The following is a 25237-nucleotide window of genomic DNA, read 5'->3' on the forward strand; positions in this document are numbered from 1 at the left end:
AAACTTATATTTAACTCACCTTGAATATATCGATCGCTCCTGCTAGTGGTCTGCGATCAATTATTCAGCAAACCCTAAATAAATTTTTTTGTGGGGAGTAAGGGTTGGGCTTCTAGCCCGCCCCTAACAGGCAAGAGACCTGTTCCACAAAACTCAATTTTATTGTGGAACGGGCATCTTGCCCGTTATTAACAAGAATACAAGATGTGAGTTCTAACTATTTATAGCATTTTTCCAATAAGTATAAGTCTCTAAACCAATACTTTTTGGATCTTCATTATAGAGTTCATCTAAACATTTGAAAAGAGCTAAAGCGTAATTTTCCAATCCCAACTCTGTCAAACTTATGATAATTCTAGTCAGCCGCAGGTAGTTGTGATTAAATTTTTGAATCCACTCTCTTTTTCTTGACAAATATTCTGCGGATTTGGCAATTACAATTTCTGCGTTTTCCCCTTCGCGGCATTCCAACCCGTAAAATGCCAGCATGACATTGAACGAATGGAGTAAGCGATTTTTCAACTCTTCACTTGTTCTAAAAGCTTTAATTACCTCATCATTTAAAGTTGGAGCACTGGAATTAAAGCGACTCTTTTCTCTTAGGGGAAACAGCCATTGAATGTAATTGTGTACGGATTCCAGCTTCTGGTAATCCCACGACCAAATATCCTCGATCGCCCGGCCTTGTGAATCAGGCTGCTGACCGAGATAGAATGCTAAAATTGTGTTGTGTTTGGTTGAATCACTCATTAATAAGTTGTGTTTTATCTAAATTGTATTTTTGGGCGGGCGGGACGCCCAGCCCACAACCAGAAAATTTAATTCTTGTGTGGAACAGGTATCCTACCTGCTTTTCAAAATAGATTTCTTGAGTCAGTTTTAACCGACTGTAGCTATTAGCCAGAGACTTAAGTCTCTGGCTACTTCGCCTTGTTTACCGCAGAGTCACAAACTCTTCCGCAGTCGATGGGTGAATGCCAATAGTCGCGTCGAAGTCTTTCTTCGTAGCTCCCATATTAACAGCGATCGCCATTCCTTGAATGATCTCGCCCGCGTCTTTCCCAACCATGTGCACGCCCAAAACTCTGTCAGTATTAGTTTCAACAACTAACTTGACAAAAGTCTTCTCGTCTGCGCCTGTCAAAGCGTGAAACATAGGCCTGAACTTGGCTGTGTAGCACTTAATTGAGTCGGGAAACTTTGCTTTAGCCTGCACTTCGCTTAAGCCGACTGTAGCGGCTTCCGGCTGCGAAAATACTGCTGAGGCAACATTTTCGTGACTGATCGATCTGGGGTTATTACCAAATTCAGTATCGGCAAAAGCGCGTCCTTCGGCGATCGCAACTGGTGTTAAGTTAATCCGGTTCGTGCAATCTCCGACTGCAAAAATGTGCGGCTGACTGGTGCGGCTGTCTTTGGTAACTGCGATCGCACCTTTATCTGTTTCTACTCCCGCATTTTCTAAACCCAATTTTTCTAAATTAGGCTGACGCCCGGTAGCGCACAACAGCGCGTCTACTATTAGCGTTCCTTCGGCTGTTCCCGACAGAGTTAACTTTAAGCCTTCTGGGGTTTTCTCAATGTGCTTGATCGAGCTTTCTGTCAAAATTTCGATTCCGTGCTTAATCATTCCTTCTTGCACGTTGGTGCGAATTTCTGTGTCAAACTCGTTCAAAATTAAGTCACGGCGGATGATTTGAGTTACTTTGCTTCCCAAGCCGTTCATAATGCAAGCAAATTCGACGCCGATGTAGCCGCCGCCCCAAATTGCCAACCGTTTTGGCTGCTCTTTTAGCAGGAAGATTTCGCGAGAGGTAATCGCGTGTTCGATGCCGACAATTGGGACTCTTTGCGCTTCTCCGCCAACAGCAATTAAGATTTTGGCTGCGGTGATTTTTCTGTCACCAACTTCGACGGTGTGAGGATCGATAAATTTGGCGTATCCTGAAATTAATTCAACTCCAGCTTTTTCGAGGAAGCTGATGTGCAGTTTGCTGAGTCGGCGCACTTCTGTGTCTACCGTGGTGACGAGTTTTTCCCAGTCGAAACTGCTTTCTACTGGACTCCAACCGTAGCCCACCGCATCTTCGTAAAGGTGCGAAAATGTTGAGGCGTACACCATCAGTTTTTTGGGGACACAGCCGCGAATTACGCAGGTTCCGCCTACTAAGTCATTTTCGGCGATCGCCACTTTTGCGCCGTAGGATGCTGCTCGCTTGGAACTCGCCAATCCGCCGGAACCCGCACCTATCACAAACAAGTCGTAGTCGTATGTCATAATTGTCTGTACCTTTTTATCGCCAACTTACCAATTTTACGGTTTACTTTTCTTAATGATATCTCAAAAATTTTTTGTTTTTTTTGGGGTCAACTACTTTACTTTTTGCCCTTGACCAGGTATTATTTAATAATAGGAATCTGTGCCTTAATATAAAATTGATCACACTCCGATTATTAGAGTATAGCACAAGTGATCGACAAAAAAAATATTAAAATTTTACTCTTTTGAGAGCGCTACTAAGAAGGAAAGACCGAATTGTCGATCGCTCGTTATAGCCGAGTCTAACTCCCGTAAATCCCTGTAAAAAAGCGCAACTTTGATGGTCTTCCCGATTTTTAAGGGGTAGTAGGGGGCAACAATCAGGCGAGATCGGGGCTAATCGCAGCGCAGCGACAGAAAACTGATACTACCCTAACCTATCGGGCCAATCACGGGAGATTACCCTACAATTTTTGATAATTTTATCAATCCTTGATAATTGCTATATTATAAAGATAAATTAATTCTCGGGCTAGCTTTATGAGCGAGTGGCTTGTGATCTGGGGAGTGGCGCAGGGAGTTGGCATTCTCGTCAAACCCATCTTAGAAGATTTAGTCAAAGACGGCGCGAAGGATTTTGCTAAAGATTTTTTTAAAGATTCCCTGAAAAACGTTTTATTTGGCGAAAAAGACCCCCGACAAGTCGCAGCGGGCAAAGCCCTCAAAAAGTTTTTGGGTTTGGTGGAACAGCAGTTGAAATTTTGCCGACTTCCCTCAGAGGAAATTAAGCTGTATATTAAAGATGGTAAACAGTTTATCAATAACAAATCCGTTAAGGAAATTTTGGGCAAGGCTTTTGAGAGCGATCGCGAATCTCTCGATGCAACAATTCTCGAACAAACCTGGAGTCAACTAAATTTAACTTCTTTGCCGCCAAAATTTAAGTGGCAAACCATCGCTGACCAGTATCTCGTGGAAGTTCAAGAAATTCTCTTTGACTCAAAAGACTTGCGAAATATTTTGGAGGCTCAAAATCTCGATAGTATTCAGAAAAATACTCAAGAAACGGCGGGGATTATTCCCGATTTTGACTTGAGGCAATATCAAGAAGCTTTGTGCGAGCGTTACAGCAATCTCAATTTAAGCAGCGTCGATCCCAATACCTACGATTATCGGGAAAAACTGAAGGTTTGGCAAATCTTTATTTTCCAAGATGTGCGATCGATTTACGAATCATTTGTGCCCCAAGCTTACGAAATTCCTAAAGAACATCAACGGCGGCTGCAAGACAGCAATCAATTAGACGCGATCGATCTAGAAAATTTAGAGAAATATCGGCGCGGTTATTTTTCTCAGCCGATCGTATCCGTGTTAGATGTTATCAATGACAAGCAAAAGTATCCCTACATTGTTATTTTAGGCGATCCGGGTTCTGGCAAATCTACTCTGTTACAATATTTAGCATTAAACTGGGCGAGATCGCCCTTAAATAGCCTGACATCTCTGCCGATTCCGCTGCTAATAGAATTGCGGACTTACATTCGCAGCGGGGAATCAGGGCATTGCAAAAATTTCCTCGAATTTTTTCATCAAAGTCCCGGTTCAATTTGTCACTTGAATCAGCATCAATTGCATGAACAGCTTAAAGCAGGCGAGGCTGTGGTGATGTTCGACGGGTTAGATGAAATTTTCGATGCCGGGAAACGAGAAGATGTAATTACGGCGATTCATCGGTTTACCAATGAGTATCCCCGCGTGCGAGTGATTGTCACGTCTCGGATTATTGGTTACAAACCTCAACGGTTGCAAGATGCAGAGTTTCATCACTTTATTCTCCAAGATTTGAACGCGGAACAAATTCAGGATTTTGTTCGCCGCTGGCACGAATTAACTTTTACTGATGCTGGGGAAAAAGCGCGGATTAGTGAGCGCATGAAAAGAGCATTAGCGTATTCATCAACGATTCGAGATTTAGCGGGTAATCCGTTATTGTTGACGATTATGGCGATTTTAAATCGCGGGCAAGAATTGCCGAGAGACAGGGCGGAACTTTACAATCAAGCTTCGCGCGTATTGCTTTATCAATGGGATGTGGAAAGGTCTTTAGTAGAGGATAGCAGGCTCGATCCGAAAACTATTGATGCTAAAGATAAGCAAGAAATGCTGCGGCGAGTCGCTTACAAAATGCAAGCAGCACCTGAAGGGTTGGCTGGCAATATTATTAGTGCGGAAGATTTGGAGAATACCCTGACAGCATATCTGAAGAATAAAGATTTCGATCGACCGACAGAGCGAGCAAGGTTGATAATTAACCAACTGCGAACTCGCAACTTTATTTTATGTTATTTGGGTGCGGATACTTATGGGTTTGTGCATCGAAGTTTTTTGGAATATTTCTGTGCGTCGGAGGTGGTGGAAAGGCTTTATAAGACACCAGAAATTTTACGGGAGGAGTTGAAAACCGAGGTTTTTGGCAAGCACTGGGATGATGAATCTTGGCAGGAAGTTTTGTGCTTGATTGCCGGATTGATTCCTGGAAACTTGACGGGGAAATTGATTGAGTTTTTGATTGAACAGGATGGGGAAGCCCAAAAGTTCCGCAATCTGTTTTTGGCGGCGAAGTGTTTGGATGAGGTGAGGGATAGAAAAGAGATTGCTGGGGTTGAGAGTCAATTGCTTGAACGCTTAAAAGAGTTAACCAAGTACGACCTCAATTACTATTATCCGCCTTATGGAAAAGAAGCTAATCTAGTTAATGAAATTCGTACTCAAGCAGTAAGTGCGATCGCCTTTACTTGGAAAGATGGCGCTGAAACCTTACCTTGGCTCAAACAACTGGTTCAATCTGACGATAATTCGGCTGTGCGACGTGCAGCAGTCAAAGAAATAGCACGGGGGTGGAAAGATGACCCGGAAACCTTACCTCTCCTCAAACAACTCGCTCAATCTGACGATGATTCGGATGTGCGACGTGCAGCAGTCCCAGAAATAGCACGGGGGTGGAAAGATGACCCGGAAACCTTACCTCTCCTCAAACAACTGGCTCAATCTGACGATGATTGGGCTGTGCGAGGTGCAGCAGTCCCAGAAATAGCATGGGGGTGGAAAGATGACCCGGAAACCTTACCTCTCCTCAAACAACGCGCTCAATCTGACGATGATTGGCCTGTGCGAGGTGCAGCAGTCCAAGAAATAGCACGGGGGTGGAAAGATGACCCCGAAACCTTACCTCTCCTCAAACAATGGGCTCAATCTGATGATCATTGGACTTTTGTGCGACAAACAGCAGTCCAAGAATTAGCACGGGGGTGGAAAGATGACCCCGAAACCTTACCTCTCCTCAAACAATGGGCTCAATCTCATGATGATTGGCCTCTGCGAAAAACAGCAGTCGAAGAATTAGCACGGGGGTGGAAAGATGACCCGGAAACCTTACCTCTCCTCAAACAACTGGCTCAATCTGATGATAATTGGCTTGTGCGACGTGCAGCAGTCCCAGAATTAGCACGAGGGTGGAAAGATGACCCGGAAACCTTACCTCTCCTCAAACAACTCGCTCAATCTGATGATAATTCGGCTGTGCGAAAAACAGCAGTCGAAGAATTAGCACGGGGGTGGAAAGATGACCCGGAAACCTTACCTCTCCTCAAACAACTCGCTCAATCTGATGATAATTCGGCTGTGCGACACATAGCAATCGAAGAATTAGCACGGGGCTGGAAAGATGACCCGGAAACCTTACCTCTCCTCAAACAACTCGCTCAATCTGATGATGATTCGGATGTGCGACAAGCAGCAGTCGAAGAATTAGCACGGGGGTGGAAAGATGACCCGGAAACCTTACCTCTCCTTAAACAACGCGCTCAATCTGACAATTATTGGCCTGTGCGACACACAGCAGTCCAAGAAATAGCACGGGGCTGGAAAGATGACCCGGAAACCTTACCTCTCCTCAAACAACGCGCTCAATCCGACGATGATTCGGATGTGCGACACACAGCAGTCCAAGAAATAGCACGGGGCTGGAAAGATGACCCGGAAATATTTCAATGGTTGTGCGATATAGCTATCAATGATCCTTTTGAAAGTCAGTCTGACTTCCAAGATCATCCTAGAAAAGCAGCACTTGAAATCATGGTCAAGCAATACCCCGATCGCCCAAAAACTTTAGAAATACTTCGCGATCGATTTGCTAACGATCCAGATGAACAAGTCCGCCAGTTTGCCCAGAAAAAGTTGACCGAATTAGAGAAGCTGTGATCAAACCACAAAAAGCAGAAATAAAATATGACTGTAGCTACTAATAGCCCCCAAGCTTATGCAGAAATAGTAGAATTTTGGGCGACGGCCACACTCCCCGCAGCCTTATCAACTTTCCACTCTCCGAGGAAGCAAAAGAGCATATCCTCCACCTAATTTATGCCCACAATAATCAAGGCTTGACCCGCGCTGGAAAAAGCAAATTAGATAACTATCTAGTGCTAGAACATCAGATGACTCTCATCAAACAACTCACAAACACGTCGTTAAAGATTTAGTTTTTTTATCTCTCGTCAATTAGCGTCCAAACGATCGCCCTTCCAGCCGCCAAAACCGATAAGAAGTGTTAAGTTAGTAGTTAGTTGTGTCGATCGCACAGAAAAAAAAATGCCTGAACTACAAACCGATACATACCAAGACCTCGACCCGCAAGTCCTCTCAAAGCCCGTTGTTGTCGGTCTGGAAGAGGTAACAAAAGTTTACGGGATTGGCGACCTGGAAGTTCGCGCCTTAAACGGCGTCAGCTTGACCGTAAGACAAGGAGAATATTGCTCGATTATGGGCGCATCGGGTTCCGGCAAATCTACAGCTATGAATATTATCGGCTGTCTCGATCGACCTACGAGCGGCAGTTACTACTTAGACGGCGTAGATGTCGCCCAAATGCCCGAAGGAGAATTAGCCGGAATTCGCAATTTAAAATTAGGTTTTGTCTTCCAACAATTTCACCTGTTGCCTCAATTGACAGCATTAGAAAATGTCATGTTACCGATGGTTTATGCCGGCATTCCCGCAGCAGAAAGACGCGAACGGGGAGTAGATGCTTTAACAAAAGTAGGCTTGGAAAGTCGGCTGCAAAACAGACCGAATCAACTATCAGGAGGACAGCAGCAGCGGGTAGCCATCGCCAGGGCTATTGTCAACCGTCCCGTGTTGTTGCTGGCTGATGAACCTACAGGTGCATTGGATACAAAAACTACTCAAGAAGTAATGGATATTTTTACCGAATTCAATGAAAATGGCATGACTGTTGTTATGGTAACGCACGAACCCGAAGTGGCGCGCCAAACTCGCCGCGTTGTCTGGTTCCGGGACGGTAAAGTTATTCACAATAATCTCAACCCGGAAGAGCTTTCACACGCGGTATTTTAGTATAATAGTCCGCGAAAAGCGAAAAGAAAATTGGGCGATTGAAATCGCTTCTAGACCAACGAAGTCCGCCTACGCGGACTGAAGAATTAAGAGGGTATCAGTCCTACGCAAGAGGACTTTAGCTATTAGACAGGGGTTTTCAACCCCTGGCGGACTAATAGACAAAACACCCGATATCTGCTTAATGAAAAGCACTCGGAAAAGCTTCCCAAACTCGATCGACAAAATCTCTAAGTTGCCGAGATGCGATCGCACCATCCTTTTTCTCAGCATCCAGAGAGTGCAACTCGGTCAACAGTGAAATTACCTCAGTATCTAAAGCCGCCCGAAACAAGCTAAGCGGCCAAAGCAAATCAGCACCATCTCGCAAATCCGATAAAGTGTATTCTGCCGATAAATCTTTCTCCGACGCCGATACAACTAACATCAAAGGGCGCACCCAACAAACTTGACGTGCCTCAACCACTTGAATTACCTCGGAATGCAGGCACGCATCTCCACATTCTAAACTGACAATTTGACCCGGCTTAAAGTTCAAAGCACAACCCATTAATGCTCACACTTAATACAGACATAACAAAGCAGCCAAATAAGTGCTGCATCTATCCACAGCACCCGAAAACATTATACCATAATTCCTTTTTCCCTCTTCCCTCTTCCCTCTTCCTTCTTCCGACTTCCTTCTTCCTGACATCCGTTACATCCGTTACATAATCCGTTGCCGAACTTCCTTCAATCCGTTACATCCGTTACATAATCCGTTGCCGAACTTCCCCTCAACTTTCATCAAGCTTTTTAAGATCCATTTCGATCTGGGCACTCAACAATCGTGCTTCTTTTTTACCACCGCCACCATGGGCATAATCCGCCACAGAAATCGGAGAACCGATCGCAATTTTTACCTGAGCACCCCATTGAGGAATGCGCGGGCGATAGCGGATACTCATCGGTACAATTTTTACTCCCAAACCCGGTTTGCTCAACTCTGCTTGCATTGCCAAACGCGCCAATCCCGGCTTAATCGGATGAACTTCGCCATCCTGAAAAATGCCGCCTTCGGGAAAAATCACCAACATTTCCTTGTCGAGGAGTAGTTCCACCCCATAACGGAGACTGCCAATTGCCGGATGCTTGAGATCTACAGCAAACCCCCCCAAATGTCTGATGAACCAACCTTGCACTCCTTTGACCTCATCAGCAGTTACCATAAACCGCAAATCGCGTCCAGTCACCTTCTGTCCAGTTGAATAGGGCATCATCAGGGCATCCCACCGGGAGCGGTGCGTAGGGGCTAAAATGACAGGCCCGTCTTTCGGCAAGTGCTCCTGTCCGGTTATCTCAATCTTGCCAAAATGAAACGGTAGGACAACATAGTGACCTAGCGGATAGAGCAAGGAGGTTAACCAAGGAGAAACGCGAGAGGTATTAGATGCTACCTTGGCAGGCATTGGCTTCACTAGAGATGATTTACTGGACTCAACGGCGATCGTGGCGGTGTGGGGCATAGCAATTAAGCTGCTCTCTCGATATCTCAAGTCTAAAGTAAGTGATGGGACAAATCTTTAGTTTTTGGGTCGGGACACTTTTGCTATTGGCCTTGTACCGATCGAGCGATCGCGCCCGCAAGAGAGAATCTCTAACAGGTAAAACCTCAACCAACCGGACAGCACTAATACAGAGCAGTCGGCCGCCTGGAAAGCTTGATCGGGCAATTACGGATCTATTATTTCAGCTAAATGGTCAATTTCGATTAAACCTCGCCCAGAAGAGAGTAAAAAATTTTACCTGTTAATTTTTCCGCCGCGCTTCAAACCAAGAAAGCAACTGATCGCGACAAACAGACTCCATAATACCGCCGAGTACCTCTAAGCGATGACACGAATGCGCGCTATCTGGAATATTAGCCGCAGTCCGAATCGTGCCAGTTTTCGGGTCATCTGCTCCGTATACCAGCAGACCAATCCGAGCTTGGACGATCGCACCAGCGCACATCGGGCAAGGTTCCAGCGTTACGTAGAGCGTGCATTGGTTAAGATGCCAGTCTTGCAAAACTTGGCCGGCCGCCCGCAAAGCTAAGATTTCAGCGTGAGCAGTCGGATCGCAGTCTCGCTCTCGCCGATTTTGCGCTTCGGCAATCAATTTGCCAGTAGCGTCAACAATTGCAGCACCAACGGGTACTTCACCAGCATCACCGGCTGCTTGTGCCAGTTCGACAGCCCTAGTCATCCAGCGTTTGTGAATAAAATAAGTAGTATCACTAATAGACAACGGCTCAGCTTTACAATTCACGTCATACCTAAGTAGCAGAAAAACTTAAGATCGATAAAGAAAGTTACATTACAGCTTAATCGAAAGTCTTTAATTATGGACACCACTACGATTACCACTGAAATTGTTGAGCTGTTGTGCCGCATTAGCCGGCAAAAGCTGCGCGAACAAGATATCACTCCTTTGGTAGTGTTTCTGACTGCTCTGATTTCCATCCTGCGCGGAGTGATGATTATTGACAGGACGATCGCAGTTGAAGAAGAAGAACGGCTGCAAAAGACTCTCAAAGCCTTTGCCAGCGGCGACCGCGATCGGGTAGAACTAATTCAGCGCCTTGTCAAAGGAGTCTCCAAACAGCAGGTTTACTTCAACCCCACGGAATTGCTAACCCTGACAGCTTTGTTCTCAGAATCAGAAAAACTGTTGCTTATCGGTTCCGGCTACGAAATGTCAGCGGCCGACGGACACATCGATATGCGTGAGCAAATGTACTTACAGTCGATCGCAAATCGGCTCGGCCTCGACTCCAGACACATTGCAGTCATAGACACTTTATTTACTAAAGAAGGAACCCTCGACTCACAAGCTTTTGCCGAAGTTCAAGCTTTACTCGATCCCAGCGAATTCGAGTCCCGCGATCCGGTATTTGGCAAAGCAGCAAAGCACTTGCTGAGTATTTTACTCCGCAAATAATCCAGCACATATAAATTTTGGAGCAGTAAAAGTCCTGAGAAGAGTTCGAGGATTTGACGCTGTGTCCATTTGAGATGGGAATTGCGCGCTCTTACATTCAAAAAACAGGTTGTTTAACCCCTATCAAGAGCGCTGCAGGGCGTATTTTGCTCAAAAACCTGGTTTCTGCCTAAGTCCGGCTTTATTTTTTGGCCAAGAGTCGATCGACCCTTGTATCCCATTGAACCGAATACCTCTAAAATCTAAAAGCGACTTGTCGCTGCCTTGATTGACTCAGCTCAATCTCAAATCTCAAATTGATTGATTATGCAAATTGAATGGCAAACCGCCAAAACCTACGAAGACATTCTCTATCACAAAAGCGGCGGCACCGCCAAAATTACCATCAATCGACCTCACAAACGAAACGCTTTCCGTCCCAAAACCGTGCAGGAACTGTGCGATGCCTTTACTGATGCCCGCGAAGACACAAAAATCGGCGTTGTCCTTTTCACAGGTGCGGGGCCTCATACAGACGGCAAATACGCCTTTTGCGCCGGCGGCGACCAAAGCGTGCGGGGTTCGGCGGGATATGTAGACGAAGGTGGCATACCCCGGTTGAACGTGCTCGACTTGCAGAAGTTGATTCGATCTATGCCCAAAGTTGTAATTGCTTTAGTTGCAGGCTACGCAATTGGAGGGGGTCACGTTCTGCACTTAATTTGCGACTTGACGATCGCTGCTGACAATGCTATTTTCGGACAGACCGGCCCCAAAGTCGGCAGTTTCGACGGTGGTTTCGGAGCTAGCTATCTTGCCAGAGTCGTCGGCCAGAAAAAAGCCAGAGAAATTTGGTTTTTGTGTCGCCAGTACAGCGCACAGCAAGCCCTAGAAATGGGTTTAGTCAACTGCGTCGTGCCCGTCGAACAACTAGAACTAGAAGGGATTCAGTGGGCTGCAGAAATTCTCGAAAAAAGCCCGATCGCGATTCGCTGCTTGAAATCTGCTTTTAATGCCGACTGCGACGGTCAAGCTGGTTTGCAAGAACTGGCAGGAAATGCCACTTTGCTGTACTATATGACCCAAGAAGGCGCCGAAGGCAAACAAGCCTTTTTGGAAAAACGGCAACCTGATTTTAGTCAATATCCTTGGCTGCCATAGCGGGATGGAGAAATCAGTTTTTTTTATGCGCTCATATTAAGGTAGATGCTGCTGATTTTTATGAGTTAGTAAAGCCAAATGCACCCGATCGTCCAAAATTGTGACTATTGATACCAGTTCCAAAAAAGAATGAAACTGCTTTGTCAGATCCCAACCATGATAATGATCAGTGATTTCCCAATCGAAAATCGAAAATGGTATGACCTATCCTGCTGCCGACTAACTAAACCGAGACTGCGGCAGCGGATTTTTCGGTTAACGTTGTGCCTGTAAGCTGGCAGGCATGGCGCTCGGAAAGAGTGACGGTGGCATCCTGCAGCGTCAGAGTCGATTCTTGCCACATTCCAATTTCTTCTATGTTTTCCCAAGATGACCTAAAAGGCGAAACCGCTAAAGCACAAGCTTTCCAGTGACTTTGAACCGGGCCGCTTAGTAGAGCGCAAACACCCCCGCGTCTGCCCTCAGGGGTATAGTGGCGGCAGTGACCACAAGCTGAAGTTAAAGGTGAAGTTAATGAGGTTTGCATAAAAGTTCTTAGGGAAATCATTTTCATCTCTAATTCTCCTTTGTAGAGCTAGCAGGTTTTAGAGCATCCCAACCTTTATGCTGTCTGGTTTGTAGCGATCCCCGAAGTATAATTAAATTTTATAATTTATTTATAATCTCGTTATATATAGAAACAATTAGCTCGGTAGTTGCTCATTGTATAGGTAAAAACATAGGTTAAAAGTTTATAAAGGCGTTAGGGATCAAGAAAAAGTACAAATACCCAAGGAGTATGAAAGGTCACAAATAAGCGGTAGCTCAGGATACAAAAAGTGGCTGAGAGTGTCGGTAAGCAGCCTCCGGGAAACAGCAACAATTAAGTTTTCAAATGAAAATGAAAAATAGCTGCCGATGAGCGACAGCAGGCGATCTGGCCCCTGTTGCATTGACGCCAAAAGTAGCTAATCATAAAATAGGCAAGTTTTCAAGCTTCTTGTTTATATCTACAATCAAAACATTAAAATTAATTCAGAGGCGGTAGGAGTTTTGCTAATGAGTAAGCGTTCTTCGGTTGAATCCCCAAATCATCAATCCTCTTCAACCCCAATCAACCCTGCTTTGCAAGCAGTCCTGGGGAGTCTAGATGTAAATCTAGAAGCAGAACTGACAACATACAGAAGGCACAGGAGGCGCGCCGAACAGTGGGTGTCGCCCTCAGTTCGTACCGGCAAGCAAACAGCCACAACCGAGCAACAGCTAGCCCAAAATTTGGCGCCAGAGAATGCGGAGGAAACCCAGCAGCCGCTATCGCTGCCCCTATCCCTTGCCGGCACTCAGGGCGATGCCCCGCTAGCAACTACCAGGGGTGGCACAAAATTATCTAGCAGTGCCTTCGCACCCAACAATTATCTCGAATCCAGCGAAAAACTGATCGAAAGTTTGGACGAGTCAAAAGCTGAGACTACGGTAGAACGCAGTTTAGCTGCCAGTTTGTTAACTCCCTTGGGACTGAGTTCGATGCTGCTGTTTTTGCTGTCATGCACAGCTTTGGGCTACGCCGTCATGTACCCGTCAAATCTAGTTAAGATGGCTGGCCTGAACCGTTTGCTCCGCACCTCACCCTCTCCCATCGACAGTCCCGCCTCTAATTCCACCTCAGATACCAGCACCAAGGAACTGCCGAAAGCTCCAAATCTGGTATCCAAGGAATTTGTCGAGCTAGATTTGAGCACTCTCAGCAATGTCCAGCCGACAGTCAGCCCGATTCCTTCCCCGTCACCAAAAGCATCAATCCCGCCAACTCCGCCAGCGCCTCCAGGTCCCAGCGGGGCTGTGCCGATTCCTACAGAAGACGGCAACCCGGCCAGAGGCAGAGAACAAGGACTCAACAATCTGAGTAGAGCTTTGCTTCCCACTCCCAGCCCCAGCGCCGCCCAGCCAGTGCCGACACTGCCGACACTGCCTCCAACACCCTCCCCAGCCCAGCCAGCCGCCACATCCCCGGCGACAGCATCCCCAGCAGCCGCATCCCCAGCAGCCGCATCCCCGCTGGGAAGGCCTGCACGGGCCGCCGACGGTTTCTATTACGTTGTCACCGATTACACCGACGAAAAATCGCTGCAGCAAGCCAGAACCGCTGTTCCCGATGCCTACGTGCGAAACTTCTCAAAGGGTGTCAAGATCCAAATGGGGGCTTTGAACGATCCTGCCTCAGCAGAACGTTTGGTGAAAGAACTCCAAGAAAAAGGGGTGAAGCCACAATACTATCAACCATAAATTAGGTAAAGGGTGAAAAACTTTAACTAAATTGTTAGACAAAGCTAGACAATGATGAATGTTTTGTCTAACACAAAATTGGTTTTGTAATTGTCAATTCCCAGTCCTAAATCTAAAATTTAATAAAATCGGGAGACGGGCAAAATGGGATTATTCGATCGCCTATGGCGAGTGATTCGAGCCAATATTAACAGTTTGGTCGGGGCAGCAGAAGATCCAGAAAAAATTCTGGAACAGGCTGTAATGGATATGCAGGAAGATTTAGTGCAGCTCAGACAAGCTGTGGCAGGAGCGATTGCAGCTCAAAAACGCACTGAACGACAGTGTTCCCAAGCTGAGTCTACAGCAGCAGAATGGCATCAGCGGGCGCAGCTAGCTTTGCAAAAAGGCGAGGAAAATTTGGCGCGGGAAGCTCTGACACGCAAGAAATCTTATCAAGAAACGGCAACGGCGATGAAAGCCAGTCTGGATCAGCAATCGGCTGTTGTCACTAAACTTAAAGAAAATATGCGGACGCTCGAAAGTAAAATTTCCGAGGCAAAATCTAAAAAAGATATGTACATTGCCCGAGCTCGATCGGCCGCATCGTCGGAAAGGCTGCAAGAAATGATGGGCAATCTCAGTACCGGCAGCGCTTTGAGCGCGTTTGAACGGATGGAAGAGAAAGTCATGCAGCTAGAAGCTCGCTCCGAAGCAATCGCAGAACTCGGAACTAATGATTTAGAAAAGAAGTTTCTCTCTCTCGAAGGTGCCGACGATGTGGATACCGAGTTGGCGGCAATGAAAGCACAAATGCTTCCGGGCAACAATACACCCAAATTGCCGTCGAGCGAGCCGCCCGCATCCTGAACCCCAGCCAACAGAACAAGAGTCAGGACGAGCAAAAACTTCTCAACAGCCTAGCTAGAGATGGCTCGAAGCCTGTTGGGGAATTCCCGGATCGACGTTAAACTCAATAGATAGGTGCATGAATAAGCTTGCCTGCATCACATTACTCGATCGCTTTAAACTGGATTTATCTGTCTGCAAAAATTGCCAAAAACTAAATCGCACTAAAAATCTGACAAGAGTGAATTTCACAACTGCGGGCTAGGGCTATCAAGCCTGCTTTCCGCCTACTTCGTACACCTCACCCAGGAAAAATAGCATTATGGGATTATTTGACCGCATTAGCCGAGTCGTCAAAGCCAATCTTAACGATCTGGTCAATAAAGCTGAAGACCCGGAAAAGATTTTAGAACAGTCTGTTACGGATATGCAGGAAGACTTGGTGCAGTTGCGTCAGGCCGTTGCCAGCGCGATCGCCACTCAAAAGCGCACCCAGACTCAGTACAATCAAGCTGAATCTCAGTCTAACCAGTGGCAGCAGCGCGCTCAGCTCGCCCTGCAAAAAGGAGACGAGACTTTGGCCCGGGAAGCGCTAATTCGCAAAAAGTCTCACGCTGAAACGGCGGCTACGCTGAAAGCGAGTCTGGATCAGCAATCGGCTCAGGTGGAAAGTCTCAAGCGTAACTTGATCGGTTTGGAGAGCAAAATTTCCGAAGCTAAGACTAAGAAGGATATGCTCAAAGCGAGGATATCCGCTGCTAAAGCTCAGGAACAGCTCAACAATACCATTGGCACCTTGAATACTGGCAGTTCAATGGCGGCTTTTGATCGCATGGAAGAAAAAGTTTTGCAGATTGAAGCTCGCGCGGGGGCTTCGGCAGAATTGGCGGCCGGCGGCAGCAATTTAGAGGAACAGTTCCGCTTGCTCGAAAGCGGCGGTGATGTTGACGACGAGTTGGCACAGATGAAAGCTCAACTGACTGGGGGTTCTGTGTCTCAAGGTCAATTGCCGGCAGCGGGTAAAACGGCAGCAGCTAGTAGCTCGGAGTCGAGCCCGGTGATTGACGCTGAGTTGGAAGAATTGCGATCGCAGCTCAATAAAATGTAGTAATCTCTATCAAAATTTACCTATTTCTCAGATCGCAGGTTTGATAGAATGCTCCGCCGACCTACAGGGCTAGCTTGGGAGGTCGGAGTTTTTTTTGTAATTTTTTGTTACACAAAACATATGTTTTGTCAACTATCTTTATATTGACTTAAGGAATTAAGTGTTTAAAAAGTGAGAGAGTAATTTTATTCCTTGCAAGATGGCTAGCTTGGGAGGTCAGAGTTTTTTTCAGTAATTATTTAGTACACAAAATAAGAGTGCTGTCAACTATCTTTATATTGACTTAAGGAATTAACTCTTTCAAAAGTGATAGAGTAATTTTATTCCTTGCAATTGCGCCGGCCGCGCCCGATCGTAAGTGTAAATAACTATCAAATATGGCTAATCTGTCATGCCCGTGCAATTTTCTAGAAGCTTTTGTAAAATCAAGTTTTTCAAGGCATTAGCACTTGGTTTTTCAATTGCAGCTATTTGCCCCGCACTGCTATCAGCTCTAAGTGTTGGCGAGTCGATGGTTGCTACCGACTCAGGGGTGCAAGCGCAAATTTCATATGATAATTTACCATCTCAATTTAAACTAAATCAAGAAACAGCAGACGATCGCGATCGGCTTCGTGATTTATACTCCGGTTCAGAATTAGATAGAGGCAGTAAAGAGCAAGAAAATAGCATCCCGGAACTAGATCAATTGACCCAAAGTGATCCCGCAGAAACTCTCCCTCAATTGCCGAATCGAGGAGAAAACAGATACGAATTTCCGATTCCCAACCCGGGGCTGTCAAATTCGGCTCCCCTCCCATAACCCGCGCGGCCAGCACCCTTGCTTTCAGGCGAACAGCTTTTGCGGCCTGCTGTTCCCGCGTCGGCACACCCTGCAGAATTGCTAACATTGTCGGTACGATCAAAGTTGATCGATTTGAAGTAGTTGGCAGTTGACTTACCGCGAGCCGATCGTGCAAAATCCGAGAAGAGAAATCGTGATCGGTATTGGTACTCGCAGTCGAGAAAGCGATACATCTTTGCTGGGAAAGGATTTTCCACTGTCGTCGGAAGCAGATAATCGGGGAAGAAATCGGGTTGGGGTGCTGAGGCTGTTTCAGGATTTTACTCAAAGGGGAGAGAGAGATGTCTTGGCGGCGCGATCGCATTTCTGTTAGGGAGTTGCAGCATTTGGCGCTACTGTGACCAGCAGCCGCCCTGACAGTTGATTTTTGACCTGGCGGGGTCAATAGCAGTACGTGCGGTTGTTGGCTGCTGAGAGGCTGCTGGTGGTGCGATCAGATGGGGAATTGGCTGGGGCTGGGGCAGAGCTTTTGGCGATCGAACAATTCGCTAGAGGGGGCTCAGATATCTTGCGGGGTTACTGTCAGGATGCAATGCTTGCCGATAGCGGGATTTTTGATTCAGCCGATTTGCGGTATCCGATGCAAGCGCACCCGCGACAAACAAGGAGTTTTGCAGGTGACGCCGTTTGTGGATTTTGGCCATTTTTGGAATCCGAGGGGAAGGGCGGTTTTGGAAGCGAAGACTTTGCTGTCAGCGGGATTGCGCCTGCGCTGGCTGTACGGCGAAAGGTGGAATGCTGGCGGAGGCTGGGGAATTCCTTTGATTGATATTAAGTTGGGCGATCGAAGTTGGCAACAGCGCGGGCTGTATTTTTCAATATAATTCAAACCTTTTGAGGAAAGTAGTCGTTTTGCCCTTGGCGGAACTGAACAATTTCGCTATATAGTAATAAGTATCATTTGGCACTCCTCGTTAGGTGCCAAGAGTGCATTTTACTGATAATCTTTAAATTAAACTATGTCTAAGGTGCGGTTGCTGCTTTTGAGTTCTTTTGCTGCCGGTTTTGGGCTTTGCTCAATCATTTTGGCGATGTTTACGATGACTTCCCGACTGTCGTTTACGTCTTTTTTTACCTTTGTTTTAACTTTGGTATTTTTTGGAATTAATCTGGTTTTTGCTTTGCATTATTATACATCTATTACCAAGCAATTGAGTATTAAGGGTAAAAGAAAAGCTCGAATTTAGCGGTTGTGAAGCAGAAGTGGACAAAGGCATGGAGAGTTCTTTCTGGAATTTGAATAGAATCCAGGAAAACGCCTGTGGGTTAGGAAAACTATCGAGCTGTAAGCCATAATTATTTAAAGTCTAATTATTTAGGAGGTGCGATCGTGGTTATTGCTTCAACTAACCCGCCAAATCTTCGAGATTCGACAAAGACTTGCTTTACTCCAGATGAATACCGGGCGATCGAGGAAACTGCGGAAGAACGTCACGAATACTGTAACGGAGAGATTCTCGCTATCTCAGGTGGTTCAGAAGTCCCCAGTGCGATCGCCTGTAAGTTGTTCATTTACTTAGGATTTTTGCTCCGAGACACCGAAGAGTGAGAACTTTGTGTTGAATGTCTAATTGAGATTGTGCTTAATATTAATGCCTATATAGCAATCCTAAATCATTATCAAGACTATGATACAATTATATGCAATACTTGATTGTGACAATAAAAAAATGAATAACTTACAACTGCCACAAAAAGATAGGGAAAAATAAATAGCCCAATTAGAATCTTTCATTAAAAGCGATATCGATGCCAGAGAACTAAAACGAGCAATAGCTGTAAGGATGGCTATCTCAGGTAATATCTACCATGAAATCAGCCTGATTTTAGGTGTAAGTATTTTTTTTATTTGTTATTAAAAAAAACAATTTAAAACCAAAGGCATCGCCGGAATTAAACTAGGACATAAAGGGTCAAAAGGGTATTTAACAGCTCGAAAAAATACTGAAATAATCGAGTCGTTAAACAATAAAGAATATGGGAATTTAGATGAGCTGGTTACTTATTTAGAGCAAGAATATGGTGTGATATAAATCAAAGCAGAGTTACTATGAACTTTTCGGTCGGGCAAAAATTAGTTGGAAAAAAACTCAAAAAACTATCCTAAATTTGATAAATAAATTGTAAAAAAAAAGACGGAATAAATTAACTATATTTTATTTAAAAACAAGGTGGGTATAAAATGTGGGGAAATAATAGTATTGTTTTTAGATGAATGTCATCTACTTCATGGTGATCTGACTGCTTATGTTTGGGGCAAATCCAAAATCAGAATTGAAGTCCCAATTACCAATGAAAAAGATAGACAAACTTATTTGGGCGCACTCAATTATCACAGCAAAGAATTCCATCTTCAGAGCCATCCATCTGGTGATGGAAAATCAACAGTTAAATTCATAAAATGCTTACAAAATAAATATAAAAATCGCAAGATTATCTTGACTTGGGAGGGACCTAGTTATTATAAATATGGAGAATGTAGAGACTTTTTATTAGAACTAAATGGTGACAAAGAACCTGATAACTGGTCAATTACTTGTATCTTATTTGCTCCCAATGCTCCCCAACAGAATCCTGTTGAAGATATTTGGTTGCAAGCTAAGAACTTTTTAAGAAAGTATTGGTATTTATGTAGGTCTTTTAAGATTGTCAAATTTTTGTTTGACTTTTTTACTAACGAACATAAATTTGATTTCCCCAAAATACGTCGATATATTTACAAATACAAAATGATTTAGGATTGCTCTAGATATAGAAAATCATTTAGGATGGCTATAGAGGTTATTTCCTTCCGAAAATAATTTCAGCAAATAGAAGCAGCTTTTGAGGTGGTATGCACTACGAGTATTTACTCAGGTTTGCTGGGAATGGCAGACCTTTCACTTTGTTTAAAACGTGGGCTGTTGGCATATAATGCTCCTGATTGTCCTTGCTATATACTTCTTTCTAAATAAAATAAAAGGCTTTTTGAAAAACAATTAGGCAGACCCATATTTAAAGAGCATCAAATCTTTCAGCTTTGCAAAGCAATTAATATTGAAGATATAGAATCCAAATCGAAAGAATCCAAGTGGAAGAGTGACCCAAATATTGTTCAGAAGATATCTTATGGTTTGGGTCAAGATGCACCCATCAATTGATCGATTGGTAGCTACTTACCTCTTGACCTCATAATGGATCGCTGGGGGGGTAACAACCAGCCTGAAACCCAGAGGTGGTGAGGATTGAGCCAATGTGTGCTAAAAAAAGATAGGCAGCATAATTGTTACACGCTTGCCTATCCAAAAAATAATGATACCAACATTTTACCAGACTCATTTAAAAAAACAACTGACGAAAGCTCAGTTTCTTGTAATGATAATTTTGCTATCTGTGATGCAATCAGAAAAACAAGTGAGCCTAGAACGACTGGCACGGGTATTTCCTTATCCAATTACAACAGAAAGTCGGCGTAGAAAAATACAAAGATTTCTGGATTTACAAAACTTAACTATATCATTAATTTGGTTCCCCTTGATTACTTATTGGTTGACCACTTATTGCCCCATTGGTACTCGTTTATCAATCGCAATTGACCGCAGTCAATGGGGGCACATTAATCTTTTTATGGTTAGCCTAATCTGGGAAAAAAGAGCAATTCCATTATACTGGTCATTATTGCCAAAATTAGGAAACAGTAACTTTGAGGAGCAAACAACAAGTTTACAGCAAATTTTACCATTGTTTTCAGAATATAAAGTAATCGTTTTAGGAGACCGTGAATTTTGTTCTGTTGATTTAGGAAACTGGCTTAAATCAAAGGGTGTGTCCTTTTGCTTAAGACTTAAAAAGAATCATTGTATCGAAATAGAAAATTTAATTTGGCAACAGTTAGATTAATTAGGGATAGTACCAGGAACCTCTTTGTATGTTCAAGGAAAAAGAGTGAGAAAAACTCGACCTGCCACCGGATTTGAGCTTGCTTGTAAATGGAAAAGAAATTATGGTAAATATCAAGTTAAAGAAGCTTGGTTTATTCTCACAGATTTAGGTTCATTGCCAGCAGCAATCAATGCTTATAAGCAGCGGATGGGCATTGAAGAAATGTTCCGAGACTGTAAAAAAGGAGGCTACGATCTTGAAGGGACTAGCCTCAAAGGAAACCGACTTATTAACATGATTCTGCTCATGACACTTGCGTACAGCTCAGCAATATTTCAAGGCACTCAACTGAAGAAAAAGCAGGTCAAAAAATATGTATCTCGTCGCAAAGAACCCAAGAAAAAATATCGCAGACGGAGTACATTTGGTGTTGGTCTAGATGGAGAAAAGTGGGTTCATTATCTAGAACAATATTCTTTGGAGGTGGAACAGTTAATGAAGTTAACTCCTTCTAAACGCCGCTTTTATCAACAAGGTATGCGGGCTGCAACCCTTATACAGTCTATCTCGTAGACCTCTTTGTCACCCCCCCAGAATGGATCGATACTTTAAACAAAAAGCGCCCATATTACTAGGAGCGCTGTTTGTCAATCAAAAGCTAAAACTTAGCCATTGATAGAAGGAGCAACCATTGCTACAGGAGTGACTTCACTTGCAGCCAAATCAAGCAGCGGGAAGTTGTGAGCATTGTGCTCGCGCATCACTTACATACCCAAGTTAGCGCGGTTGATCACATCAGCCCAAGTATTGATCACACGACCTTTCGAGTCGATTATCGATTGGTTGAAGTTGAAGTTGGTAGGTTGATCGAGATAACAGCTTAATTATGCCCGCACCAACTCCAACCGGTATCGATACAGAGCCACAGGATGCCCCCCAGCAGCAAAATAATCCGGGTCTTGCGGCGACAAATAAATCGCTGTCACCTGATCCGCCTCAATTCTTTTACTCGCAGAATCGCCATTTTCTCCGCCTTCAACAACTTGATAAGCCGTTGTAGTTTCCACCTCGTTTAAATAAATATCAGACTCTCCCCTAAAAATCTGCTGAGAAATCTCTGTAGACACAAACTCGCGAGGATTCGGCGTCTCAGTTCCCCGACTGGTAACAATCGAAATTAATTGGCGTTCCCCTTTCAAAACAGTAATTTGGCGGTTGGGATTGCTGGGATCGACTTTCACCGAAAGTACGCTACGATCGCTTAAATAAGCCTGGGCAATATTCAAACCGTTAAAAGTGCGATCGGCTACAATCTTTTGAGTTTTTTTAAAGGTATTATTAGAAAATAACCCAAGATTTTTTTCAGCTTGAAATCGCACTTTAAATAATATCGGCTGCTGCAAATACTGGCGGTTGCTTTCAAACCCTGGCGTGACAATATTTGGCCCTAAAGGAGCGGCTAAATCTACCAAAGTGCTAGCAACATTCCAATTCCCCGCCATCCAGTCGGGATATACCAAATCTCCCTTAGCTACAGCGATAGGAGGCTTGCTTTCCCAATTGGGAAAACTTGATATCCGCTCGCCCAAAACCCCCGCCCTCGCACCGCCACCCCACAGCAACACCAGCAAAACCAAACAAAAACTCCAAATTACCTTCATACCCAATTACATTCAAACAACTAATTTTATGTTTCTCTTTCTCTTCTCTGCGGTCTCTGCGCCCTCTGCGGTTCATTAATTGAAAAATTAGACAACAAATCAGTTAAACATCATATTTTCTACCATTTTCAGAAACAGGCAAGATGCCTCTTCCACAAAAATAAATGTTCGGCTTGTGGGAAGTAGGGGTTGGGCATCCTGCCCGCCCCCAATATGCAATTTAAAGGTGGAAAAACCTATTTTTTAAAGCGCATCAACAGGTGCTGGTTCCCAAACTTCCCCGTATTTTTCCTTCAAGTCGTGCCAATTTTCCACCTGTCCTGGTTCGTATTCCCCCGGCTTTCCCCACTGCAAAAACGCGCTCAAAGCAGGCTCATTTTGTTCGTCGAGAAAACGAATTGCATAAGTAGTGAAATTGCCTCTTTTAGCTTCGCCAGTTTCAAACTTCACCTGTTTTATTTTGTCAATATTTAGGTGAAACTCAAATATTTCGGCGTGCATATTGGCATACTTTCCCTTCGGCAACTCCGCATAAAACAGCTTGTGAATTGAACCGCGCACTTCCAGCACAGCCGCGCTGCTAGTCACGATTAAACGCAGCGTTCCCAATTGTTCGCAAGCTTCCAAGAATTCTTTCAGGTTAGGCATAATTTAATTTGGGAATTGAGAATTAGGTATTGGGAATTGGGAATTAGGCATTGGGCATTGGGCCCAAGAGCATTGGGCATTGATTATTGGTAATTAAAAACAACAATAACTAACAACCAACAACTACTGACTAATGACTAATGACTATGTTTCGTGCAATTCGTAAGCAGCGACAATCCGCTGGACTAGAGGATGTCGCACCACATCCGCCTGAGAGAATTCGCAGAAAGCAATGCCCTCAACGTTGCGTAGAATGTTTTGGGCTACTGACAATCCCGACTGTTGGTTTGGTGGCAAATCTGTTTGAGTGATATCCCCCGTTACTACCATTCTCGAGCGAAAGCCCAGACGAGTCAACACCATTTTCATCTGAGCCGGCGTCGTATTTTGAGCTTCGTCCAAAATTACGAAAGCATTGCTGAGAGTGCGGCCCCGCATATAAGCTAAAGGAGCTACTTCTATCAAGCCTCTTTCCATTAAATCGGCCATTTTTTCAGGGTCGATCATTTCTTGCAGGGCGTCGTAAAGCGGGCGCAAATATGGATCGACTTTTTGCTGCAAATCTCCCGGCAAAAACCCTAATTTTTCGCCAGCTTCCACGGCTGGCCTTGTTAAAATCAGCCGTTCGTACTGCTTGCTCAACAGCGCTTGCACGGCGAAAATAGCTGCTAGAAATGTTTTGCCGGTACCAGCGGGGCCAATGCAAAATGTCAGGTCGTGTGTGCGTACTGCTTGGACGTATTGCCGCTGCTTGAAGGTTTTGGCTCTAATTTCTTCGCCGCGGCGGGTTCTGGCGAGAACGTCTCGCTGCAAGTCTTGTAAATCGCCTTGGCGGTTGGTATCCAAAGCTTGGCGCGCCGTCTGGATTTCAACTCCGGTAATATTTTTGCCGGATTTCCAATAGTCGGAGAGCGATCGCACTAATTTATGACACAATTCTACTTGACTTTTTGTACCGGAAATCAGCAGTTCTTGCCCTCGCATTACCACGTTAGCACCGGTTTGCTTAGAGATCATTTTCAGGTTTTCTTCTTGATGACCGGCCAGCGACATTGCGCTTTGGCTGCTCGGTAACTCTATTATTAGTTTTTCATTCATGCCAACATAAGCTCCTCCAAATAAGCAATTAAAAGTTAACAACTAAAGGTTCAACCTGTCGTCACTATTTGCGAACAAAAAGACGCCAGTTACTAGGTTTTACCTAGTATCTAAGGCGTCTTTTAGATTTAGCTCCCAAATGAGTTTGGTGCTTGAGGCACAAATCAAATCTCCCTTCTATTAAGTCAGGCAATTTTAGATTTTAGATGGGAAATTTTAGATTTTAGATTAACCTGATGCCGCTGACATTTGAAATTTAAAATTTTACATTTGTTTCCGATCGCAAAACCGGCAATTTCAAACTAAACGGCGCTTGTAATACAAAGTCTACAACAGGCAATCTAAAATCTAAAATTCTTTCTGGGCTCTGCAGTTAGCTAATAACCGGGAGTATTTCTGCTCGTTCTAAACGTAGGTGTGTTAGTACGGCGAGGTTGTTCTCTCGGAGTTCTGCTAGCTAAGGGGCTCGGCGACGGAGGTGGCGTCCGGGGTCGGAAGTCGCCTCGCGGCTCCCGCGAGCCACGATCCGGGCGGTCGCGATCCGGGCGGTCGCGATCGCCTCTGGGCGGGCCAGATCCGCGATCACCCGCTTCACCATCGTATATATCTAAGTAGAGCGACTGACCCGCCGTCTGCGCCACCGCTTCGAGCGTAGTTCTAATCGCCTGAATATTGCGTCCCCCCCTACCGTAAACCCGGCCTTTGTCGGGATCTTCAAAAGCCAGCCTAACCCAGACCCGCGATTGTCGCGGGTGCAGTTCGCAATCAACCCGCAAAGAGCCTGGGGTCTCTAAAAAAGGCCCAATTAAAAACTTAACCAGTCCAGCATAGTTGGGACTAGCTGACTGTTGCTGTGCTGGATTCAACGTTGGCTCCGGCTCCGACTTGTTCAAATACATGGGCTTTTCTCAGGATGTCACGCACAGTGTCAGTTGGCTGAGCGCCGTCTTGCAGGCGCTTGACAATCGCTGGAACATCCAGCCTGGTTTCGTTATTTCTGGGGTTGTAATAGCCGAGCTCTTCTAGGGGACGGCCGTCGCGGCGGGTAGAACTGTTCATCGCTACAATCCGGTAGCTTGTCTCGCGTTTTTTCCCGTATCTCTTCAATCGCAGTTTGATCATCTTCTTGCACAATAGTCTTGTTCCAATTCTAA

At 44.9% G+C, this 25237-nt stretch carries 24 protein-coding genes and 2 pseudogenes; 12 read left to right on the forward strand and 14 right to left on the reverse strand.

Features of this window, described 5'->3' with window-relative positions; all coding sequences use genetic code 11:
- Positions 1–213: 213 nt before the first annotated feature.
- Complete coding sequence (locus QUA10_RS23350; protein ID WP_333085047.1) at positions 214–750, reverse strand: opioid growth factor receptor-related protein; 537 nt, start codon at positions 748–750, stop codon at positions 214–216.
- Between the two features lie 184 nt (positions 751–934).
- Positions 935–2278 carry a glutathione-disulfide reductase gene (gene gor / locus QUA10_RS23355; RefSeq protein WP_333085046.1) on the reverse strand — a complete coding sequence of 448 codons (1344 nt, stop codon included), beginning with the start codon at positions 2276–2278 and terminating at the stop codon, positions 935–937.
- A 522-nt stretch (positions 2279–2800) separates the two neighbouring features.
- Here gor and QUA10_RS23360 point away from each other — a divergent pair.
- From QUA10_RS23360 to QUA10_RS23370, 3 genes are all read left to right on the forward strand, one after another.
- On the forward strand, positions 2801–6520 hold the full coding sequence (locus QUA10_RS23360) for a HEAT repeat domain-containing protein (RefSeq protein ID WP_333085045.1): 3720 nt from the start codon (positions 2801–2803) through the stop codon (positions 6518–6520).
- A gap of 27 nt (positions 6521–6547) precedes the next feature.
- On the forward strand, positions 6548–6676 hold the full coding sequence (locus QUA10_RS23365) for a hypothetical protein (protein ID WP_333085044.1): 129 nt from the start codon (positions 6548–6550) through the stop codon (positions 6674–6676).
- Positions 6677–6907: 231 nt separating this feature from the next.
- The gene (locus QUA10_RS23370; protein ID WP_333085043.1) at positions 6908–7672 is read left to right on the forward strand and encodes an ABC transporter ATP-binding protein; all 765 of its coding nucleotides are present in this window, start codon (positions 6908–6910) and stop codon (positions 7670–7672) included.
- Positions 7673–7853: 181 nt separating this feature from the next.
- Here the strand turns inward: QUA10_RS23370 and QUA10_RS23375 are convergent, their stop codons facing one another.
- From QUA10_RS23375 to tadA, 3 genes are all read right to left on the reverse strand, one after another.
- Positions 7854–8222 (reverse strand): hypothetical protein, encoded by a 369-nt coding sequence (locus QUA10_RS23375; RefSeq protein WP_333086383.1) that lies wholly within the window; start codon positions 8220–8222, stop codon positions 7854–7856.
- Between the two features lie 226 nt (positions 8223–8448).
- Entirely contained in the window at positions 8449–9177 is a 729-nt protein-coding gene (locus QUA10_RS23380; RefSeq protein ID WP_333085041.1) for a lysophospholipid acyltransferase family protein, read from the reverse strand.
- Between the two features lie 283 nt (positions 9178–9460).
- Positions 9461–9961, reverse strand: a complete 501-nt coding sequence (gene tadA, locus QUA10_RS23385) for a tRNA adenosine(34) deaminase TadA (RefSeq protein ID WP_333085040.1) — start codon at positions 9959–9961, stop codon at positions 9461–9463.
- 75 nt (positions 9962–10036) lie between these two features.
- Here tadA and QUA10_RS23390 point away from each other — a divergent pair, with 75 nt between their 5' ends.
- Together QUA10_RS23390 and menB are read left to right on the forward strand one after the other, a co-directional pair.
- A complete protein-coding gene (locus QUA10_RS23390) occupies positions 10037–10633 on the forward strand; it encodes a TerB family tellurite resistance protein (protein WP_333085039.1) in 597 nt (198 codons plus the stop codon).
- 306 nt (positions 10634–10939) lie between these two features.
- On the forward strand, positions 10940–11773 hold the full coding sequence (menB, locus tag QUA10_RS23395) for a 1,4-dihydroxy-2-naphthoyl-CoA synthase (protein ID WP_190745409.1): 834 nt from the start codon (positions 10940–10942) through the stop codon (positions 11771–11773).
- 223 nt (positions 11774–11996) lie between these two features.
- On the opposite strand, the gene QUA10_RS23400 is transcribed toward menB, so the two are convergent.
- Complete coding sequence (locus tag QUA10_RS23400) at positions 11997–12326, reverse strand: hypothetical protein (RefSeq protein WP_333086384.1); 330 nt, start codon at positions 12324–12326, stop codon at positions 11997–11999.
- A 485-nt stretch (positions 12327–12811) separates the two neighbouring features.
- Between QUA10_RS23400 and QUA10_RS23405 the strand changes: the two genes are divergently transcribed.
- Together QUA10_RS23405 and QUA10_RS23410 are read left to right on the forward strand one after the other, a co-directional pair.
- Positions 12812–14035, forward strand: a complete 1224-nt coding sequence (locus QUA10_RS23405) for an SPOR domain-containing protein (RefSeq protein WP_333085037.1) — start codon at positions 12812–12814, stop codon at positions 14033–14035.
- A gap of 144 nt (positions 14036–14179) precedes the next feature.
- Positions 14180–14884, forward strand: coding sequence for a PspA/IM30 family protein (locus QUA10_RS23410; protein WP_333085036.1), 705 nt, complete (start codon positions 14180–14182; stop codon positions 14882–14884).
- A 54-nt stretch (positions 14885–14938) separates the two neighbouring features.
- Here QUA10_RS23410 and QUA10_RS23415 read toward each other — a convergent pair whose 3' ends face one another.
- Positions 14939–15115 (reverse strand): hypothetical protein, encoded by a 177-nt coding sequence (locus QUA10_RS23415; protein WP_333069845.1) that lies wholly within the window; start codon positions 15113–15115, stop codon positions 14939–14941.
- Positions 15116–15185: 70 nt separating this feature from the next.
- Between QUA10_RS23415 and QUA10_RS23420 the strand changes: the two genes are divergently transcribed.
- Positions 15186–15971, forward strand: coding sequence for a PspA/IM30 family protein (locus QUA10_RS23420; protein ID WP_333085035.1), 786 nt, complete (start codon positions 15186–15188; stop codon positions 15969–15971).
- A gap of 572 nt (positions 15972–16543) precedes the next feature.
- Here QUA10_RS23420 and QUA10_RS23425 read toward each other — a convergent pair.
- Positions 16544–17200: a hypothetical protein gene (locus tag QUA10_RS23425; protein ID WP_333085034.1), complete on the reverse strand. Its 657-nt coding sequence runs from the start codon at positions 17198–17200 to the stop codon at positions 16544–16546.
- 142 nt (positions 17201–17342) lie between these two features.
- On the opposite strand from QUA10_RS23425, the gene QUA10_RS23430 reads away from it, so the two are divergent.
- From QUA10_RS23430 to QUA10_RS23445, 4 genes and pseudogenes are all read left to right on the forward strand, one after another.
- Positions 17343–17639, forward strand: coding sequence for a hypothetical protein (locus tag QUA10_RS23430; RefSeq protein WP_333085033.1), 297 nt, complete (start codon positions 17343–17345; stop codon positions 17637–17639).
- Positions 17640–18145: 506 nt separating this feature from the next.
- Complete coding sequence (locus QUA10_RS23435; RefSeq protein WP_333085032.1) at positions 18146–18364, forward strand: hypothetical protein; 219 nt, start codon at positions 18146–18148, stop codon at positions 18362–18364.
- A gap of 652 nt (positions 18365–19016) precedes the next feature.
- A complete protein-coding gene (locus QUA10_RS23440) occupies positions 19017–19553 on the forward strand; it encodes a transposase (protein WP_333085031.1) in 537 nt (178 codons plus the stop codon).
- A 553-nt stretch (positions 19554–20106) separates the two neighbouring features.
- A pseudogene (locus QUA10_RS23445) lies at positions 20107–21249 on the forward strand (IS4 family transposase).
- A gap of 92 nt (positions 21250–21341) precedes the next feature.
- On the opposite strand, the pseudogene QUA10_RS23450 reads toward QUA10_RS23445, so the two are convergent.
- The 6 genes and pseudogenes from QUA10_RS23450 to rpsP all read right to left on the reverse strand — a co-directional run.
- A pseudogene (locus tag QUA10_RS23450) lies at positions 21342–21530 on the reverse strand (photosystem II q(b) protein); the annotation flags it as partial.
- Between the two features lie 30 nt (positions 21531–21560).
- Positions 21561–22337 carry a DUF6816 family protein gene (locus QUA10_RS23455; protein ID WP_333085030.1) on the reverse strand — a complete coding sequence of 259 codons (777 nt, stop codon included), beginning with the start codon at positions 22335–22337 and terminating at the stop codon, positions 21561–21563.
- 243 nt (positions 22338–22580) lie between these two features.
- Positions 22581–22985 (reverse strand): ChuX/HutX family heme-like substrate-binding protein, encoded by a 405-nt coding sequence (locus QUA10_RS23460; protein ID WP_333085029.1) that lies wholly within the window; start codon positions 22983–22985, stop codon positions 22581–22583.
- Between the two features lie 144 nt (positions 22986–23129).
- Positions 23130–24083: a PhoH family protein gene (locus tag QUA10_RS23465; protein ID WP_333085028.1), complete on the reverse strand. Its 954-nt coding sequence runs from the start codon at positions 24081–24083 to the stop codon at positions 23130–23132.
- Positions 24084–24460: 377 nt separating this feature from the next.
- Positions 24461–24949 carry a KH domain-containing protein gene (locus QUA10_RS23470; protein WP_333085049.1) on the reverse strand — a complete coding sequence of 163 codons (489 nt, stop codon included), beginning with the start codon at positions 24947–24949 and terminating at the stop codon, positions 24461–24463.
- On the reverse strand, positions 24921–25205 hold the full coding sequence (gene rpsP / locus QUA10_RS23475; RefSeq protein WP_333085027.1) for a 30S ribosomal protein S16: 285 nt from the start codon (positions 25203–25205) through the stop codon (positions 24921–24923). The genes QUA10_RS23470 and rpsP overlap by 29 nt, the downstream gene beginning before the upstream one ends.
- Between the last annotated feature and the right edge of the window lie 32 nt (positions 25206–25237).

The sequence above is a fragment of the Microcoleus sp. Pol8_D6 genome, assembly GCF_036700965.1.
GTDB lineage: Bacteria > Cyanobacteriota > Cyanobacteriia > Cyanobacteriales > Microcoleaceae > Microcoleus.

Coding starts and splice junctions, on each gene's coding strand:
- QUA10_RS23350 (WP_333085047.1), bottom strand. CDS start 750: ATGAGTGATTCAACCAAACACAACACAATTTTAGCATTCTATCTCGGT.
- gor (WP_333085046.1), bottom strand. CDS start 2,278: ATGACATACGACTACGACTTGTTTGTGATAGGTGCGGGTTCCGGCGGA.
- QUA10_RS23360 (WP_333085045.1), top strand. CDS start 2,801: ATGAGCGAGTGGCTTGTGATCTGGGGAGTGGCGCAGGGAGTTGGCATT.
- QUA10_RS23365 (WP_333085044.1), top strand. CDS start 6,548: ATGACTGTAGCTACTAATAGCCCCCAAGCTTATGCAGAAATAGTAGAA.
- QUA10_RS23370 (WP_333085043.1), top strand. CDS start 6,908: ATGCCTGAACTACAAACCGATACATACCAAGACCTCGACCCGCAAGTC.
- QUA10_RS23375 (WP_333086383.1), bottom strand. CDS start 8,222: ATGGGTTGTGCTTTGAACTTTAAGCCGGGTCAAATTGTCAGTTTAGAA.
- QUA10_RS23380 (WP_333085041.1), bottom strand. CDS start 9,177: ATGCCCCACACCGCCACGATCGCCGTTGAGTCCAGTAAATCATCTCTA.
- QUA10_RS23390 (WP_333085039.1), top strand. CDS start 10,037: ATGGACACCACTACGATTACCACTGAAATTGTTGAGCTGTTGTGCCGC.
- menB (WP_190745409.1), top strand. CDS start 10,940: ATGCAAATTGAATGGCAAACCGCCAAAACCTACGAAGACATTCTCTAT.
- QUA10_RS23400 (WP_333086384.1), bottom strand. CDS start 12,326: ATGAAAATGATTTCCCTAAGAACTTTTATGCAAACCTCATTAACTTCA.
- QUA10_RS23405 (WP_333085037.1), top strand. CDS start 12,812: ATGAGTAAGCGTTCTTCGGTTGAATCCCCAAATCATCAATCCTCTTCA.
- QUA10_RS23410 (WP_333085036.1), top strand. CDS start 14,180: ATGGGATTATTCGATCGCCTATGGCGAGTGATTCGAGCCAATATTAAC.
- QUA10_RS23420 (WP_333085035.1), top strand. CDS start 15,186: ATGGGATTATTTGACCGCATTAGCCGAGTCGTCAAAGCCAATCTTAAC.
- QUA10_RS23430 (WP_333085033.1), top strand. CDS start 17,343: ATGCAATGCTTGCCGATAGCGGGATTTTTGATTCAGCCGATTTGCGGT.
- QUA10_RS23455 (WP_333085030.1), bottom strand. CDS start 22,337: ATGAAGGTAATTTGGAGTTTTTGTTTGGTTTTGCTGGTGTTGCTGTGG.
- QUA10_RS23460 (WP_333085029.1), bottom strand. CDS start 22,985: ATGCCTAACCTGAAAGAATTCTTGGAAGCTTGCGAACAATTGGGAACG.
- QUA10_RS23465 (WP_333085028.1), bottom strand. CDS start 24,083: ATGAATGAAAAACTAATAATAGAGTTACCGAGCAGCCAAAGCGCAATG.
- rpsP (WP_333085027.1), bottom strand. CDS start 25,205: ATGATCAAACTGCGATTGAAGAGATACGGGAAAAAACGCGAGACAAGC.